This is a genomic window from Pseudomonas sp. GV105 (assembly GCF_003058185.1).
Taxonomy (GTDB): domain Bacteria; phylum Pseudomonadota; class Gammaproteobacteria; order Pseudomonadales; family Pseudomonadaceae; genus Aquipseudomonas; species Aquipseudomonas veronii.
On sequence record NZ_QBUF01000003.1, the window covers coordinates 77636 to 92785 of the forward strand.

Here is a 15150-nt window from a genome sequence, read left to right on the forward strand (position 1 = left end):
TGGCTGTTACCACTGATCACTCTAGACTCAAATAAGCTCCCCGCCGAACAACTGTTCGACGGCATAACAATCAGAGGGCCGACCACCGTGGGAAATACCAAGCAATTCAATAGCTTCGCCGAGTTTTACCCGTATTACCTGAAAGAACACGGCAACAGCACCTGCCGGCGCCTGCACTTTATCGGCACCACGCTGGTGATTGGGCTTCTGGCGTATGTGCTGGGCAAAGGCGCCCTCGGCCTGTTGATTGCGGTGCCCATCGCCGGCTACGGCTTCGCCTGGGTGGGCCACTTCTTCTTCGAAAAGAACCGCCCGGCGACCTTCCAGCATCCGTTCTACAGCCTGCTCGGGGATTTCGTGATGTACCGCGACATGATCCTGGGCAAAGTGCCGTTCTAGTGGTGCGACGTCTGGTCACTTGTGCTTTAACGATGACGCTTTGTCCATCCGTCGATATAAAAGTCTTTTTGTCATTTACAGTGCTGTATCCTGCCAAGGCTTTTTGAGAGCGCGGAATCACCTGCGATTGAAAAAACAGACTTTGCGAGGAGCGACGACGATGCACGAGATACCTAATCTCCCCTTCCCAAGCCTGCACCCAACAGAGCAGCCAACACCGCAGCAGGCCGGCGACAAGCAGCCTGAGGCCAAAGAAGCAAAACCAGTCGACCGCGAAAGCCAGGACTGACGCCGTACCAGACCGTGTGGAAAGCGCACCTTTGAGCGCTTTCCACACTGCCTGAAATTCCCGAGATACCCGCCATGACCGACAACCACTCCGATAGCCCCAACGCCGCCATACTCGACACTGCCCTGCAGATGGTCGACGTATGGAACCGCCTCAACGCGGACAAACAGGCCCTGCTGCTCAAGCGCTTCGGCACCCAGGAAAACGCCTTGGCCGCCCTGGTCACCACGCAATTGCTCGCTCCTGCCCGGTCCTGACACGGTTTAGACCGACGTATTGGCTTTTTACTGCCCTGCGCGGGCCAAAGCATCGGTATCATTAGCAGCCTATCTTTACCTGCTGCGACAGTGGACCCTTCCCATGCCAGATACCCAGCGCCCCATGGCGGTCACGCTGCAAGTTGTTTCCATCGTGTTGTTCACCTTTATCGGCTACCTGAATATCGGCATTCCCCTGGCCGTGTTGCCGGGCTATGTCCACAGTGAGCTGGGCTTTGGCGCGGTGATCGCCGGGCTGGTGATCAGTGTGCAATACCTCGCCACCCTGCTGAGCCGGCCGTATGCCGGGCGCATCATCGATAACCTGGGCAGCAAGCGCGCCGTGCTGATCGGCCTGGCGGGCTGCGGCCTGAGCGGCGTGTTCATGTTGCTCGCGGCGTGGTTTTCCAGCCTGCCGGCGCTGAGCCTGGGCAGCCTGCTCATCGGCCGCCTGGTGCTGGGCAGTGCCGAAAGCCTGGTAGGTTCGGGCGCCATCGGCTGGGGCATTGGCCGGGTGGGGGCGGCGAACACGGCGAAGGTCATCTCGTGGAACGGCATCGCCAGCTATGGCGCCCTGGCGGTCGGCGCGCCGTTGGGGGTGCTGCTGGTACGTCACCTAGGCTTGTGGAGCATGGGCGTGAGTATCCTGCTGCTGGCGGCGCTGGGCCTGCTGCTGGCGTGGCGCAAAGAGCCGGCACCGATTGTCGCCGGGGTGCGCCTGCCTTTCATGAATGTGCTGGGCCGGGTATTGCCCCACGGCTGTGCACTGGCGCTGGGCTCCATCGGCTTTGGCACCATCGCCACCTTCATCACCTTGTATTACACCACCCAGCATTGGGATAACGCGGTGTGGGCACTGAGCCTGTTCGGCGCCAGTTTTATCGGCGCGCGCCTATTGTTCGGCAATTTGATCAACCGCATCGGCGGCTTTCGCGTGGCGATCGCCTGCCTGTCGGTGGAGGTGCTGGGCCTGCTGTTGCTGTGGCTGGCGCCGGATGCGCCGTGGGCACTGGCGGGCGCGGCGTTGAGCGGCTTCGGTTTTTCTCTGGTGTTTCCGGCGCTGGGAGTGGAGGCGGTCAATCTGGTGCCTGCGTCCAGCCGGGGTTCGGCGGTGGGCGCGTACTCGCTGTTCATCGACCTGTCGCTGGGGATCACCGGCCCGTTGGCCGGGGCCGTGGCGGCCGGCTTTGGCTTTGCGTCGATCTTCCTGTTCGCCGCCCTCGCCGCCCTGGTCGGGTTGCTGCTGAGTGTCTACCTGTACCGGCAAGCCCCCAAGGCCCGCGAGGCGCGCGACGCCTAGAAGTCGACCTTGCCGCGCCCGGCCTTGATGCTGCCGCGCTTGGTCTTGGATTCGAGGCGGCGTTTCTTCGAGCCCAGGGTCGGTTTGGTCGGGCGGCGTTTCTTCTCCACCTTGGTGGCGCTGAGGATCAACTCCACCAGGCGTTCCAGCGCATCGGCGCGGTTCTGTTCCTGGGTGCGGTATTGCTGGGCCTTGAGCACCAGCACGCCGTCGCTGGTAATCCGACTGTCGCGCAGTGCCAGCAAGCGCTCCTTATAGAATTCCGGCAACGACGAGGCCGGAATATCAAAGCGCAGATGCACCGCGCTCGACACCTTGTTGACGTTCTGCCCGCCGGCGCCCTGGGCGCGAATGGCGGTCAGCTCGATCTCGGCGTCGGGCAAGTGGACGTTGTTGGAAATCACCAGCATGAGCAACGGGTTCCTCTAAGGGGAGCCCAAGGATACGCGAATGCGCCCCGCCCATCCCTTCAAACGACAAACCCGGCACGCGGCCGGGTTTGCTCAACAGCATCGAAGGGTTACTCCAGCGCGGCCATCGCCAGACGCTGATCCGCGCGGCGCTTGTTCTTGATCCAGTAACACAGCCCCATGAACGCCACCCACACCGGGATCGCATACACCGAGACCTGAATCCCCGGACTCATCAGCATGATCACCAGGATAAACACCACGAACGCCAGGCACAGGTAATTGCCATACGGATACCACAGCGCCTTGAACAACGGCACCTGGCCGGTGCGGTTCATGTGCTGGCGGAACTTGAAGTGGGAGAAGCTGATCATCGCCCAGTTGATCACCAGCGTGGCCACCACCAGCGACATCAGCAGTTCCAGCGCGTGTTGCGGGACCAGGTAATTCATCAGCACCGCCACTAGGGTGATCGCCGCCGAGGCGAGGATCGAGCGCACCGGCACGCCGCGCTTGTCGATCTTCGCCAACACCCGCGGCGCGTCGCCCTGCTCGGCCATGCCCAGCAGCATGCGGCTGTTGCAGTAGGTGCCGCTGTTGTACACCGACAGCGCGGCGGTCAGCACCACAAAGTTGAGGATATGCGCGGCAGTGTTGCTGCCGAGCATCGAGAACACCTGCACGAACGGGCTGCCGCTATAGGCATCGCCGGACGCATTGAGGGTCGCCAGCAGGCTGTCCCACGGCGTCAGCGACAACAGCACCACCAGGGCGCCGATGTAGAAGATCAGGATGCGGTAGATCACCTGATTGATCGCCTTGGGGATCACGGTGCGTGGCTGGTCGGCTTCGGCCGCGGTAAAGCCGAGCATTTCCAGGCCGCCGAAGGAGAACATGATGAGCGCCATGGCCATCACCAACCCACCGACACCGTGGGGGAAGAAGCCGCCGTGTTCCCACAGGTTACTCACCGAGGCTTGCGGGCCGCCGCTGCCGCTGACCAGCAGGTAGCTGCCCAGGGCGATCATGCCGACGATGGCCACCACCTTGATGATGGCGAACCAGAACTCGGCCTCGCCGAAGACTTTGACGTTGGCCAGGTTGATCAGGTTGATCAACACGAAAAACGCCGCCGCCGACACCCAGGTCGGAATCTCCGGCCACCAGTAATGCACGTATTTGCCGACAGCCGTCAGCTCCGACATGCCCACCAGGATGTACAGAATCCAGCAGTTCCAGCCCGACAGGAAGCCGGCGAAACCGCCCCAGTATTTGTGGGCAAAGTGGCTGAAGGAACCGGCTACCGGCTCTTCGACGATCATTTCGCCGAGTTGGCGCATGATCATGAAGGCAATGAAGCCGCAGATGGCATAGCCCAGGATCATCGACGGGCCGGCGGATTTGAGCACCCCGGCCGAGCCCAGGAACAGGCCGGTGCCGATGGCACCACCGAGGGCGATCAACTGGATATGACGGTTTTTCAGGCCACGTTTCAGTTCGCCTGAAGAGGAATCGGGTCCACTCATGAAAAGGCTCTCACGCAAGGTTTGATGATGTTGAATGCAGGTTGCTGCCTTGATGTGCGACTCAAGCAGCGCCGCTCAAACCCCAGCGCAGGCACCAGGAATACAGCGTCGTTCTATCGGTCATGCGTCACCTGTTTGTTTTTATCTGTGACGAAATCGAACCCGTCTGGCTCGTGGCTAGGCGGAGTGATCAGGGTGGATTAACCCTGAGGTCTTGGCCTTTTGCGCGGTTACGCAAGGGGGTCACAGTAAAACGCGGCGCATTGTACACCGCTCGACCGCTTGCGGACGGCCCTGGCGAGCATCCGCGACAATCTGTCAGGTATTCCTTACAGCGCGGTGCCGGCCCGGTACCGCAGGCCTTTTGCGTAAATCAATCGTTACAACGCGGAAAATCGGCGTTACACCCAGCCAGTATCTGTCAGTTCACAAAAAATTGGCGGTAGGACATATCCGAACACTCGCCTGCCCCAGTGCGCTGTTTTGCATGGGGAAAAAATGGCGCGTCAAAAACAGAACAAAAAATCCAAATGAGACCGTGTCAATAAAATTTTTGCATTCCGAAACACTCTCACCTAGGTTCTTTCACTTGCCCTGCGAAGCCCGCGGGTAAGCCGTTCTCAAACAACGTCCTCTAGGAGATACACCATGCAAGCACTGGAAAACGACCTGGAAACCGAACTGCAACTTGACGATTGGTTTGAAGCGCCGACCCATGAGGCCGCCGTTGAAATGATGCAAGCCGATGCCGTGGTGCCTTTTGGCACCGCGATGTGGCCGTTCTAACCCCCGGCAGGCATCCGGCAGGCGCAGTGCGCTGCGCCTGCCCCCTTACCCAAGGCACACAAGGACACCCGTCATGGACAAGGCCCGCGCCGTCGAACACTTTCTCTACTACCTCGCCCACCATCCGGCCCTCAGCGGCTTGAGCCGGCCGACTGTGCTGCTGGGCCATACCGAACGCTACGAGGCGATTGCCCAGGCGATCAGCCTCGGCAGCGCCGCCCGCTTCAACTTCCAGGTGCAGCGCCTGGACCTGGCCGCCGGCGACACCCTGGCCGAAGCCATCGAAACCTGCGACCTGTACCTGTTTTTCTACGACGCCTCGACCCTGCCCAACCCCCGCGCCGAAGGCCCGGACTTTATCCGCGCGTTGCATGGCGTAATGGCCGAGCACTGGAAAAAATCCCTGCTGTTCAAGGACTACGGCGACTACTTCTACGACACCTTCAGCGTCGAGCCGCAACGCATCGCCGACCTCAACGCCACGCTGATCCGGCGCATGTCCCAGGCCTCGGTGCTGAGCTTCAGCGATCGGCACGGCTCACGCCTGCGAGCACCGCTGAGCAGCATCAAGAAGTGGACCAATATCAACGGCATCGGCAACCACGACCTGGCCCCCGGCGAGATCGCCACCCACAGCGAAGCCATCAACGGCCAGGTGCGGTTTGTCGGCACCTTCCTCAGCACCATCCCCTTCGCACGCAAATATGGCGTGCTGCAATCACCGCTGGAGCTGTGGATCGAAAACTCGACCATCTGCAGTGTGGCCAGCGACGTTCCGGGGCTGGCGGACGATTTCAACAAGTACCTGAACGCCAACCCATCGAACCGCCGCGTGGAGGAACTGGGGATCGGTACCAATGAAGGGGTCAAGGATCTGTATGCGCGCAACGCCGGGTTCGAAGAGCGTCACTGCGGCCTGCACCTTGGGTTGGGTGGCGGGCAGAAAGGCAGTCATCACCTGGATTTGATCTTCGCCAGCGGGGTGTTGGCGCTGGATGACAAGCCGGTGTTCGATGGCACCTTTGCGTTCTGATCAGATCCAACTGTGGGAGGGGCTTGCTCCCTCCCACAGTTGATGGCATTGCAAATGCAGATCCAAAAAAAACGCCAACCCGAGGGTTGGCGTTTTTATGCAGCGCTTACATCACTGCGGTTTCTTGCGACCAAAACCCGGGCGCTGACCGGAACCGGCCGGCGCGCCACGGCGCTTGCCCGACGGCTCGTCCGCCACCAGTTTCAGGCCTGGGCGCTTGTTCGGCGCGGGCTTGGCTGGGCGCTTGGTGCTGGCGTTGTCGGCCGGGCGACCTGCGGGCGCACCGCGACCGGCTTCACCGCGATTACCGCGACCACCGCTTGGCGCTTCGCCACGGCCGGCAGGACGCGGCGTGCGTGGCGCACGTTCGCCTTCCTGACGCGATGGCGCGGTTGGACGACGCTCGCCTTCAATGTGCGGCTCACGGGAAATCCGCCCGCCGGTAGCCGGTGCATCCAGCGCCGGGCGCAGGGTGCGGGCAACGCGTTCGGTGCGGGCCACCGGGCGCGACGATTTACGCTGCATGCGTTCGAGCTTGTCTTTGCTCTTGGCGTTCATCTGCGGCATCGCGACCGGCGTCAGGCCGACTTCGGCGCTGAGGATGTCGACTTCGTACTGGCTCATTTCGCGCCAGCGGCCCATCGGCAGGTCGGAGTTGAGAAACACCGGACCGAAGCGCACGCGCTTCAGGCGGCTGACCACCAGGCCCTGGGATTCCCACAGGCGACGCACTTCACGGTTGCGACCTTCCATCACCACGCAGTGGTACCAGTGGTTGAAACCTTCGCCGCCGGGTGCTTGCTTGATATCGGTGAACTTGGCCGGGCCGTCTTCGAGGACGACGCCCGCTTTCAAGCGCTCGATCATCTCGTCATCGACTTCACCACGCACACGCACGGCGTATTCGCGGTCCATCTCGTAGGACGGGTGCATCAGGCGGTTGGCCAGCTCACCGTCGGTGGTGAACATCAGCAAGCCGGTGGTGTTGATGTCGAGACGGCCGATGTTGATCCAACGGCCTTCTTTGGGCTTTGGCATCTTGTCGAACACTGTCGGACGGCCTTCCGGGTCGTCACGGGTGCAGATCTCGCCATCGGGCTTGTTGTACATGATCACGCGGCGCACCGATTCGGCGGCCTCTTCACGCTTGATGACCTTGCCATCAATGGTGATTGCATCGTGCAGGTCGACGCGCTGGCCGAGGGTGGCCTCGACGCCGTTGACCTTGATGCGCTTCTGGGTGATCCAGGCTTCGACGTCGCGGCGCGAGCCCACGCCGATACGCGCCAGCACCTTTTGCAGTTTTTCGCCTGCTGGGCCGATTTCCTGGCTGTCGTTCTGGTCTTTATCGTTCATCTTAAGCACCTCCCGGTGGGTCGATTCAGGCGTGGCCTGAAGAGTGTTGAAAGCGGGGCTTTGGCCGAATACATCGGCAAAGGGTCGCGAATCATACGCGCATGGCGCGCGTTGCGCATCAGAGGCTAGTCGATAAGTGCCGAGTCGGTGGTTTTTCCGCCGACCGGTGGTGCCCACCGGCTGTAGGAGCGAGCTTGCTCGCGAATATCGTCAACGATAACGCGGGGAATCTGGTTGTCTGCGGTGTTCTTGGGTTTTTCGCGAGCAAGCTCGCTCCTACAAGGTGGGCGTCAGTCGTCGAGCTGGCGGCGCTCGGCCTCGATGGCTTCGGCCAGGGCACGGGCTTCGTCCTCTTCGTCGCTCAGCGGCGGCTGCTCGAGGGCGGCGACGGCAGCCAGGAGTTTTTCGCGGGCTTGGGCGACGCCGAGAATGTCTTCCTCAGGTTCCGCTTCGGGCTCTGGCTCGGCTTCAACATTCACCTGGCTTTCGGGCTCGGCCGCGCCATCACGCAGCAAGTCATCGAAGTCGGTCTTGATCCCCTGCTCCATGTCGTCCAGTTCCAGCAACAAGGTATGGAAACTGGTTTCGTCCTTCGGTTCTTCCGGCTCGGCCGTGGCATCGGCCAGTTCCTGCAGGCTCGCCGGGACCGGGGCGTCGTCGAAGTCGAGTTCCGGCTCGGTTTCCATCTCGCGCAATTCGGCCAAGGGCGGCAGGTCGTCGAGGTTTTTCAGGTTGAAGTGGTCGAGGAACACCTTGGTGGTGGCGAACATCGCCGGTTTGCCGGGCACGTCGCGGTAACCGACGATGCGAATCCACTCGCGCTCCAGCAACGTCTTGACGATATGGCTGTTGACCGCCACGCCGCGCACGTCCTCGATTTCACCACGGGTGATCGGCTGGCGATAGGCGATCAGCGCCATGGTTTCCAGCATCGCCCGGGAATAACGTTGCGGGCGTTCTTCCCACAAGCGGCCGACCCATGGGGAAAACTTCTCACGTATCTGCAGGCGATAACCCGACGCCACTTCGCGCAGTTCAAAGGCGCGGCCGTCGCAGGACTTGCGCAGGATCTCCAGGGCTTTCTTGAAGACCGGCGGTTCAGGACGTTCGGCCTCTTCAAAGAGTTCGAACAGGCGCTCCAGGGATTGCGGCTTACCCGAGGCCAGAAGAAAGGCCTCCAGCAGCGGGGCCAGTTCGCGGGGTTCAGTCAGATTCATCGATTCAGCTCGTTATTCGGCTCGCGCCCGCACGTGGATAGCCGCAAAAGGCTCATTCTGGACCAGCTCGACCAAGGATTCCTTGACCAGCTCAAGGATCGCCATAAAGGTCACCACCACCCCCAGGCGCCCTTCTTCGGCGGTGAACAGCTCGACAAACGGCACAAAACCGCCGCCTTTGAGGCGTTCGAGCACATCGCTCATGCGCTCGCGGGTCGACAACGCCTCGCGGCTGACCTGGTGGTGTTCAAACATGTCGCCACGGCGCAGTACCTCGGCCATCGACATCAGCAACTCTTCCAGGCTCACGTCCGGCAACAGCTTGCGCGCCCGGGCTTCCGGGGCATCGAGCTTGGGCACCACCACATCGCGGCCCACGCGGCTGAGGCCGTCGATGCCTTCGGCGGCGGCCTTGAAGCGTTCGTACTCCTGCAGGCGTCGGATCAGTTCGGCGCGCGGGTCGTCCTCTTCGGCCTCGATCGTCTCCGAGCGCGGCAACAGCATGCGCGACTTGATCTCGGCGAGCATCGCGGCCATCACCAGGTACTCGGCGGCCAGTTCCAGGCGCACCGACTGCATCAGCTCGACATAGCCCATGTACTGGCGGGTGATTTCCGCCACCGGGATGTCGAGGATGTTGATGTTCTGCTTGCGGATCAGGTACAGCAGCAAGTCCAGCGGGCCTTCGAAGGCCTCGAGGAACACTTCCAGGGCATCCGGCGGGATGTACAGGTCCAGCGGCATTTCCATGACCGCCTGGCCATACACCATGGCAAACGGCAGTTCCTGCTGGGCGCCGGCCTGGCTGTCGACGGTTTCCACGGCCGACATTCAGGCCTCGGCCATAAACGGCGCAGGGTCGCCGCAGCCGACGCGGATCACTTCGGGGTCGCCGTCGGCCAGGTTGATCACGGTGGATGCCTTGCCGCCGCCGAAACCACCGTCGATGATCAGGTCGACGTGTTTTTCCAGCAGTTGGCGCATTTCGTAGGGGTCTTCCAGCGGTTCAGTGGCGCCGGGCATGATCAGCGACACGCTCATCAGCGGCTCGCCCAACTCGGCCAGCAGCGCCAGGGCGATCGGGTGTTCCGGCACGCGCAGGCCGATGGTGCGCTTCTTCGGATGCAGCAGCAGGCGCGGCACTTCGCGGGTGGCGTTGAGAATAAAGGTGTACGGCCCCGGCGTGTGGGCCTTGAGCAGGCGGAAGGTGCCGGTGTCGACCTTGGCGAACAGGCCCAGTTGGGACAGGTCGCTGCAGATCAGCGCGAAGTTGTGCTTGTCGTCCAACTGACGCAGGCGTCTGACACGCTCGACCGCGTTTTTGTCGCCGATCTGACAACCGATGGCGTAGGACGAATCCGTTGGATAGATCACCACGCCACCGGCGCGAATGATCTCCACGGCCTGTTTGATCAGGCGTGGCTGAGGGTTTTCCGGATGAATCTGGAAGAATTGACTCACGTGCTCTACCTGTTCAGACGGTGGCAATAATGGGGTCATGCTTGAATCGCCCCCACAAGAGCGGCAAGTCTTCCGGGACCGGGCGATATTCGCCGATCTCGGACCAGCCGCCTGGGCCATGAAAGTCACTGCCGGCGCTGACCAGCAGACCAAATTCGCGGGCAAGAATCGCCAGGCTGCCAACCTGTTCGGCGGGTTGATGCCCGTTGACCACTTCAATTGCGTGGCCGCCCGCACCAATATAGTCGCCAATCAGCTTGCGACGCTTGCTGCGGGTGAAATCGTAATGCCAGGGATGTGCCAGGCTGACCCAGGCCCCGGAGGCCCGCAGGGTCTCGACGGTGTCGTCCAAGGTCGGCCAGTGCTGCTTGACGTCGCCCAGCTTGCCGGCGCCCAGCCATTTGCGAAAGGCTTCGGCGCGGTCCCGGACAAACCCTTCGCGCACCATCCAATCGGCGAAATGCGGCCGGGCCGGTGCGTTGCCGCTGTCGCCCAGCTCCTGCTGGATGGCCCGGGCGCCGTCGAGGGCGTTGGACATGCCTTTGAGGCCGAGCTTGCGGCTTATTTCTTCGGAGCGCAGCCAGCGGCCATCGCGCAATTGGGCGATGGCCTCCACCAGCGGCGGGGCTTTCTGGTCGAAACCGTAGCCAAGCACATGAATGGTGGCGCCACCCCAGGTGCAGGACAATTCCACGCCGTTGACCAGTTGCATACCCAGGGCCTGGGCGGCTTCGCGGGCTTCGTCGAGGCCTTCGAGGGTATCGTGGTCGGTCAACGACAGGACTCGCACGCCTTTTTCAAACGCACGCGCAACCAGCACCGCGGGCGCCAGGGCGCCATCGGAGGCCGTGCTGTGGCAGTGCAAATCAACATTCACGGAAGTGTGTAACCTCAAGTCAGGTGGCGCTTTCGCTACCAAGGATGTTTGTTATTATGCCGCCACATCCAGCTTCTGGCTCTTACTGTGAAACAATTCATCGACTTCATCCCGCTGTTGCTGTTTTTCATCGTTTACAAACTCGACCCCAAGGTCATCGATCTCGCCGGCCATGAACTGACCTTCGGAGGCATCTACAGCGCCACCGCCGTGCTGATCATCAGCTCCATCGTGGTCTACGGCGCCATCTTCATCTCCCAGCGCAAACTCGAAAAAAGCCAATGGCTGACCCTCGTCGCCTGCCTGGTCTTCGGCAGCCTGACCCTGGCCTTCCATAGCGAAACCTTCCTTAAATGGAAAGCCCCGGTGGTGAACTGGCTGTTCGCCCTGGCGTTTATCGGCAGCCACTTCGTTGGCGACCGCCTGTTGATCAAGCGGATCATGGGCCACGCCCTGACCCTGCCGGAGCCGGTATGGACGCGCCTGAACATGGCCTGGATCGTATTTTTCCTGTTCTGCGGCGCCGCCAACCTGTTCGTGGCCTTCACCTTCCAGGACTACTGGGTCGACTTCAAGGTGTTCGGCAGCCTGGGCATGACCGTATTGTTCCTGGTCGGCCAAGGCATCTACCTGTCGCGCCACCTGCATGACACCGACCCCACTTCGCCGAAAACCGAGGACTGACATGCTCTACGCCATCATTGCCACCGACGTTGCCAACTCGCTGGAAAAACGCCTCTCCGCGCGCCCGGCCCACGTCGAGCGCCTGAAAGTACTGCAGGCCGAAGGCCGCATCGTGTTGGCCGGCCCGCTCCCGGCGATCGACAGCAACGACCCGGGCGACGCCGGTTTCACCGGTAGCCTGATCGTTGCCGAGTTCGCGTCCCTGGCCGATGCCCAGGCCTGGGCCAAGGCCGATCCGTATGTAGCGGCCGGCGTCTACGCGGACGTGGTGATCAAACCGTTCAAGCAAGTCCTGCCTTGACCCCGGTCGCGCCGAACCAATTCGGTTCGGCGCACTCCTAATTGCTCATTATTCTGGGTAACCTGCCGACAACGTTCTGAATATTCGTGTGGAATCAGGAGTTCCGATGCGCTTACGTCAGTTGTGTCTGTTGGCAGTGTTAATGATCGGGGCTACGGCCCACGCTGAAGAAACCTCAAGCACCGGCAGTTCTACGCCCCTGTCCTTGAGCGCCGGCAGCCAGATCACCGAATTGCAGCAACGCTTGAAAGAAAGCGAACGGCTGCGTGAAGAACTGAGCAAGCAACTGCAAACCACGGATGCTGCGCGTGAAAGTGCCCAGTTGAGTCGCTTGCGCCAAGAGAACCAACGCCTGGCCCAGCAACTCAAAGAGGCACAGGGCGGCGGCTTGACCCGATGGCTGACCGAGCAGCAGCAGTGGTTTGTCACCGGCGCGGCCGTCGCGCTGATCGCCTTGCTGTGCGGGATCTTCGCCAGCGGTGGGCACCGTCGCCGTCGACAATGGCTAAATTGAGTGAGTCATGAGCGAGCTGTTACTGATAGATGATGACCAGGAGCTCTGTGAGCTGCTGACCAGTTGGTTGGGCCAGGAAGGCTTCCAGGTGCGCGCCTGCCACGACGGCTTGAGCGCCCGCAAAGCCTTGGCCGACAGCGCCCCGGCGGCCGTGGTGCTCGACGTGATGTTGCCCGACGGCAGCGGCCTGGAGTTGCTCAAGCAATTGCGCAACGACCATCCGGAGTTGCCGGTGCTGATGCTGTCGGCCCGGGGCGAGCCGCTGGACCGCATCCTCGGCCTGGAACTGGGCGCCGACGATTACCTGGCCAAGCCCTGTGACCCGCGGGAACTGACTGCCCGCCTGCGCGCGGTGCTGCGCCGCAGCCACCCGGCTGCCGTGTCGACCCAGCTGGAACTGGGCGACCTGTGCTTCAGCCCGGTGCGCGGCGTGGTCAGCATCGACAATCAGGAATTCACCCTCACCGTCTCCGAAAGCCGCCTGCTCGAAGCCTTGCTGCGCCAGCCCGGCGAACCGCTGGATAAACAGGAACTGGCGCAGATCGCCCTCGGCCGCAAGCTGACCCTCTACGATCGCAGCCTCGACATGCACGTCAGCAATCTGCGCAAGAAGATCGGCCCGCACCCGGATGGCCGGCCACGGATCGTGGCGCTGCGCAGCCGCGGCTACTACTACAGCCTCTGAACCCCGCGCCACACTGATCCCACCGTTGATCTGCTCGTTCCCAAGGGTTTTGTCAGGCGCCGCCAAAACCCTCTTTACCCAAGCTTTACCCACACCTGACCGCCGCTGACCTTGATCTCCGTAATCTACTCACATCCGGACTCACCGGAATAGAGACAGGAGAATCACCATGCGCAAGACCCTAATCGCTCTGATGTTCGCCGCTGCCCTGCCCACCGTTGCCATGGCGGCAATGCCCGAAGGCCCAGGCCCGATGGGCGGCCCAGAAGGCCACATGATGATGGGTGGCCCGGGCCACGGCGGTGAACATGGTCCGCGTGGCAAAGGTGGCCCGCTCAGCCAGCTGGACTTGAGCAAGGAACAGCGCGAGCAAATTGGCAAGCTGATGGGTGACCAATGGCAGGCTCGCAAAGACCTGGTCAAAAAGTACCTGGACAAACTCCCGGCTGCTGAGCAGAAAGCCATGCAAGATGAAATCGCCGCCGGCAAGCAGAAAACCCAGGCCGATATCCGTGCCGTACTCAAGCCTGACCAGCAGAAGAAATTCGACGAGATCGTCAAGAAACAGGAACAACGCCGCGCCGAATGGAAGGAATTCCAGGCCTGGAAAGCGCAGCAGCCGCAAAAAGCGCAATAATGCGTTAGCTTCACTGCCCCAGCCCAGCGGTTCGCGCCGCTGGGCTTTTCCTGTTTGAGGGTTTCCTGTGCGTTCATTGTTCTGGCGCATCCTGGCCAGTTTCTGGCTGGCTATCGCCTTGGTTGCCGGGCTGTCGATCCTGCTTGGGCATATGCTCAACCAGGACGCCTGGATTCTCAGCCGCCACCCCGGCCTCAATAACCTGGCCGAAGAGTGGACCCAACTCTACGAAGCCCAGGGCGAGGACGCCGCCCAAGACTTGCTGCAACAGCGCAAGCGTCAGTATCACATTGACGTGCAAGTACTCAACGAAAGCGGCGAGCCCGTGGTCCGCGGCACCTTTCCGCGCCGCGCCGCCGCCTTCGAAGCCCGGCAGAACGACAGCAAGGACGGCCACCTGCCCTGGCGGCGCCTGACCGCCGAGTACACCAGCGAAAAGACCGGCGACACCTACCTGCTGATCTATCGCATCCCCCACCCGGAGCTGGACGCCTGGCACCGCAGCAGCCTGATGTGGCCGTTGAGCGCATTGGCGATTGCCCTGGTGGTGCTGACCCTGTTCAGCCTGCTGGTGACGCTGTCCATCACCCGCCCCTTAAGCCGCCTGCGTGGCGCGGTACACGACCTCGGCCAGGCCACCTACCAGCAGAACAGCCTGGCGCAACTGGCCAACCGCCGCGATGAGTTCGGCGTACTCGCCACCGACTTCAACCGCATGGGCGCACGCTTGCAGAGCCTGATCGGCAGCCAGCGCCAGCTGCTGCGAGACGTGTCCCACGAACTGCGCTCGCCCCTGGCCCGCCTGCGTATCGCCCTGGCCCTGGCCGAGCGGGCCGGCCCCGAGGAACGGGAAAGACTCTGGCCGCGCCTGACCCGCGAGTGCGACCGCCTGGAAGCACTGATCAGCGAAATCCTGGTACTGGCCCGGGTCGATGCCGACAACGCCAGTGCCGAAGACGTCGACCTCATCCCGCTGCTCAAGACCCTGCAAAAGGACGCCCAACTCAGCGCGCCGGACCAAGTGGTGCAACTGAGCGCCGATCCCGACCTGCGCCTCAAAGGCTGGCCGACCATGATCGAACGCGCCGTGGATAACCTGTTGCGCAATGCCCAGCGCTTCAACCCGCCCGGCCAACCGATCGAGTTGCAGGCGCGCCGCCTGGGCGAACGCATTCTGATCAGCGTGCGCGACCACGGCCCCGGCGTCGAAGCCGAGCACCTGAGCCAACTGGGCGAGCCGTTCTACCGCGCCCCCGGCCAAACGGCGCAGGGCCACGGCCTGGGTCTGGCGATTGCACGGCGCGCAGCGGAACGGCATGGCGGCAACCTGATCCTGGCCAATCATCCCGACGGCGGTTTCAGCGCCAGCATCGACCTGCCATTGACGCCGGGGGTTGTCACACCGGTGTGATGATCTT

19 protein-coding genes are annotated in these 15150 nt (G+C 62.2%); 12 read left to right on the forward strand and 7 right to left on the reverse strand.

Annotation, left to right across the window (positions count from 1 at the left end):
- Positions 1 to 87 precede the first annotated feature (87 nt).
- The 4 genes from C8K66_RS06550 to C8K66_RS06560 all read left to right on the forward strand — a co-directional run bounded on the left by C8K66_RS06550 (position 88) and on the right by C8K66_RS06560 (position 2245).
- Complete coding sequence (locus C8K66_RS06550; RefSeq protein WP_017847169.1) at positions 88 to 399, forward strand: DUF962 domain-containing protein; 312 nt, start codon at positions 88 to 90, stop codon at positions 397 to 399.
- A 160-nt stretch (positions 400 to 559) separates the two neighbouring features.
- Positions 560 to 688 carry a hypothetical protein gene (locus C8K66_RS31200; protein WP_017847168.1) on the forward strand — a complete coding sequence of 43 codons (129 nt, stop codon included), beginning with the start codon at positions 560 to 562 and terminating at the stop codon, positions 686 to 688.
- A 74-nt stretch (positions 689 to 762) separates the two neighbouring features.
- Positions 763 to 945, forward strand: a complete 183-nt coding sequence (locus C8K66_RS06555; protein ID WP_046382277.1) for a hypothetical protein — start codon at positions 763 to 765, stop codon at positions 943 to 945.
- A gap of 103 nt (positions 946 to 1048) precedes the next feature.
- On the forward strand, positions 1049 to 2245 hold the full coding sequence (locus C8K66_RS06560) for an MFS transporter (protein WP_108524474.1): 1197 nt from the start codon (positions 1049 to 1051) through the stop codon (positions 2243 to 2245).
- On the opposite strand, the gene arfB is transcribed toward C8K66_RS06560, so the two are convergent.
- Positions 2242 to 2655, reverse strand: coding sequence for an alternative ribosome rescue aminoacyl-tRNA hydrolase ArfB (gene arfB / locus C8K66_RS06565; protein WP_017847165.1), 414 nt, complete (start codon positions 2653 to 2655; stop codon positions 2242 to 2244). The two genes, C8K66_RS06560 and arfB, sit on opposite strands and share 4 nt — an antisense overlap.
- A gap of 110 nt (positions 2656 to 2765) precedes the next feature.
- The gene (locus C8K66_RS06570) at positions 2766 to 4181 is read right to left on the reverse strand and encodes an amino acid permease (RefSeq protein ID WP_057004518.1); all 1416 of its coding nucleotides are present in this window, start codon (positions 4179 to 4181) and stop codon (positions 2766 to 2768) included.
- Between the two features lie 648 nt (positions 4182 to 4829).
- On the opposite strand from C8K66_RS06570, the gene C8K66_RS30965 reads away from it, so the two are divergent.
- The gene (locus C8K66_RS30965) at positions 4830 to 4967 is read left to right on the forward strand and encodes a hypothetical protein (RefSeq protein WP_003175756.1); all 138 of its coding nucleotides are present in this window, start codon (positions 4830 to 4832) and stop codon (positions 4965 to 4967) included.
- Between the two features lie 73 nt (positions 4968 to 5040).
- Positions 5041 to 6000: a leucyl aminopeptidase gene (locus tag C8K66_RS06575; RefSeq protein ID WP_108524475.1), complete on the forward strand. Its 960-nt coding sequence runs from the start codon at positions 5041 to 5043 to the stop codon at positions 5998 to 6000.
- A 111-nt stretch (positions 6001 to 6111) separates the two neighbouring features.
- Here the strand turns inward: C8K66_RS06575 and rluB are convergent, their stop codons facing one another.
- From rluB to C8K66_RS06605, 5 genes are all read right to left on the reverse strand, one after another.
- On the reverse strand, positions 6112 to 7356 hold the full coding sequence (gene rluB / locus C8K66_RS06580; protein ID WP_017847162.1) for a 23S rRNA pseudouridine(2605) synthase RluB: 1245 nt from the start codon (positions 7354 to 7356) through the stop codon (positions 6112 to 6114).
- A gap of 290 nt (positions 7357 to 7646) precedes the next feature.
- Positions 7647 to 8573 carry an SMC-Scp complex subunit ScpB gene (scpB, locus tag C8K66_RS06590; RefSeq protein WP_079444579.1) on the reverse strand — a complete coding sequence of 309 codons (927 nt, stop codon included), beginning with the start codon at positions 8571 to 8573 and terminating at the stop codon, positions 7647 to 7649.
- Between the two features lie 12 nt (positions 8574 to 8585).
- On the reverse strand, positions 8586 to 9284 hold the full coding sequence (locus tag C8K66_RS06595) for a ScpA family protein (protein WP_169850570.1): 699 nt from the start codon (positions 9282 to 9284) through the stop codon (positions 8586 to 8588).
- Positions 9285 to 9404: 120 nt separating this feature from the next.
- Positions 9405 to 10034 carry an L-threonylcarbamoyladenylate synthase gene (locus tag C8K66_RS06600; RefSeq protein WP_017847159.1) on the reverse strand — a complete coding sequence of 210 codons (630 nt, stop codon included), beginning with the start codon at positions 10032 to 10034 and terminating at the stop codon, positions 9405 to 9407.
- A gap of 13 nt (positions 10035 to 10047) precedes the next feature.
- The gene (locus C8K66_RS06605) at positions 10048 to 10911 is read right to left on the reverse strand and encodes a PHP domain-containing protein (RefSeq protein ID WP_046382274.1); all 864 of its coding nucleotides are present in this window, start codon (positions 10909 to 10911) and stop codon (positions 10048 to 10050) included.
- Positions 10912 to 10998: 87 nt separating this feature from the next.
- Here C8K66_RS06605 and C8K66_RS06610 point away from each other — a divergent pair, with 87 nt between their 5' ends.
- From C8K66_RS06610 to C8K66_RS06635, 6 genes are all read left to right on the forward strand, one after another.
- The gene (locus tag C8K66_RS06610; protein WP_108524477.1) at positions 10999 to 11595 is read left to right on the forward strand and encodes a septation protein A; all 597 of its coding nucleotides are present in this window, start codon (positions 10999 to 11001) and stop codon (positions 11593 to 11595) included.
- Between the two features lies 1 nt (position 11596).
- On the forward strand, positions 11597 to 11896 hold the full coding sequence (locus C8K66_RS06615; protein WP_046382272.1) for a YciI family protein: 300 nt from the start codon (positions 11597 to 11599) through the stop codon (positions 11894 to 11896).
- 106 nt (positions 11897 to 12002) lie between these two features.
- Positions 12003 to 12410 (forward strand): translation initiation factor 2, encoded by a 408-nt coding sequence (locus C8K66_RS06620; RefSeq protein WP_046382271.1) that lies wholly within the window; start codon positions 12003 to 12005, stop codon positions 12408 to 12410.
- 7 nt (positions 12411 to 12417) lie between these two features.
- Positions 12418 to 13095, forward strand: coding sequence for a response regulator transcription factor (locus C8K66_RS06625; protein ID WP_046382270.1), 678 nt, complete (start codon positions 12418 to 12420; stop codon positions 13093 to 13095).
- A 169-nt stretch (positions 13096 to 13264) separates the two neighbouring features.
- Entirely contained in the window at positions 13265 to 13732 is a 468-nt protein-coding gene (locus C8K66_RS06630; RefSeq protein ID WP_046382269.1) for an LTXXQ domain protein, read from the forward strand.
- Between the two features lie 67 nt (positions 13733 to 13799).
- On the forward strand, positions 13800 to 15143 hold the full coding sequence (locus C8K66_RS06635) for a HAMP domain-containing sensor histidine kinase (protein WP_057004521.1): 1344 nt from the start codon (positions 13800 to 13802) through the stop codon (positions 15141 to 15143).
- Positions 15144 to 15150 lie beyond the last annotated feature (7 nt).

Bases quoted from the DNA above. Each gene is read 5' to 3' on its own strand.
- C8K66_RS31200 (WP_017847168.1), top strand. From the start codon at position 560: ATGCACGAGATACCTAATCTCCCCTTCCCAAGCCTGCACCCAACAGAG.
- C8K66_RS06555 (WP_046382277.1), top strand. From the start codon at position 763: ATGACCGACAACCACTCCGATAGCCCCAACGCCGCCATACTCGACACT.
- C8K66_RS06560 (WP_108524474.1), top strand. From the start codon at position 1,049: ATGCCAGATACCCAGCGCCCCATGGCGGTCACGCTGCAAGTTGTTTCC.
- arfB (WP_017847165.1), bottom strand. From the start codon at position 2,655: ATGCTGGTGATTTCCAACAACGTCCACTTGCCCGACGCCGAGATCGAG.
- C8K66_RS06570 (WP_057004518.1), bottom strand. From the start codon at position 4,181: ATGAGTGGACCCGATTCCTCTTCAGGCGAACTGAAACGTGGCCTGAAA.
- C8K66_RS30965 (WP_003175756.1), top strand. From the start codon at position 4,830: ATGCAAGCACTGGAAAACGACCTGGAAACCGAACTGCAACTTGACGAT.
- C8K66_RS06575 (WP_108524475.1), top strand. From the start codon at position 5,041: ATGGACAAGGCCCGCGCCGTCGAACACTTTCTCTACTACCTCGCCCAC.
- rluB (WP_017847162.1), bottom strand. From the start codon at position 7,356: ATGAACGATAAAGACCAGAACGACAGCCAGGAAATCGGCCCAGCAGGC.
- scpB (WP_079444579.1), bottom strand. From the start codon at position 8,573: ATGAATCTGACTGAACCCCGCGAACTGGCCCCGCTGCTGGAGGCCTTT.
- C8K66_RS06615 (WP_046382272.1), top strand. From the start codon at position 11,597: ATGCTCTACGCCATCATTGCCACCGACGTTGCCAACTCGCTGGAAAAA.
- C8K66_RS06620 (WP_046382271.1), top strand. From the start codon at position 12,003: ATGCGCTTACGTCAGTTGTGTCTGTTGGCAGTGTTAATGATCGGGGCT.
- C8K66_RS06625 (WP_046382270.1), top strand. From the start codon at position 12,418: ATGAGCGAGCTGTTACTGATAGATGATGACCAGGAGCTCTGTGAGCTG.
- C8K66_RS06630 (WP_046382269.1), top strand. From the start codon at position 13,265: ATGCGCAAGACCCTAATCGCTCTGATGTTCGCCGCTGCCCTGCCCACC.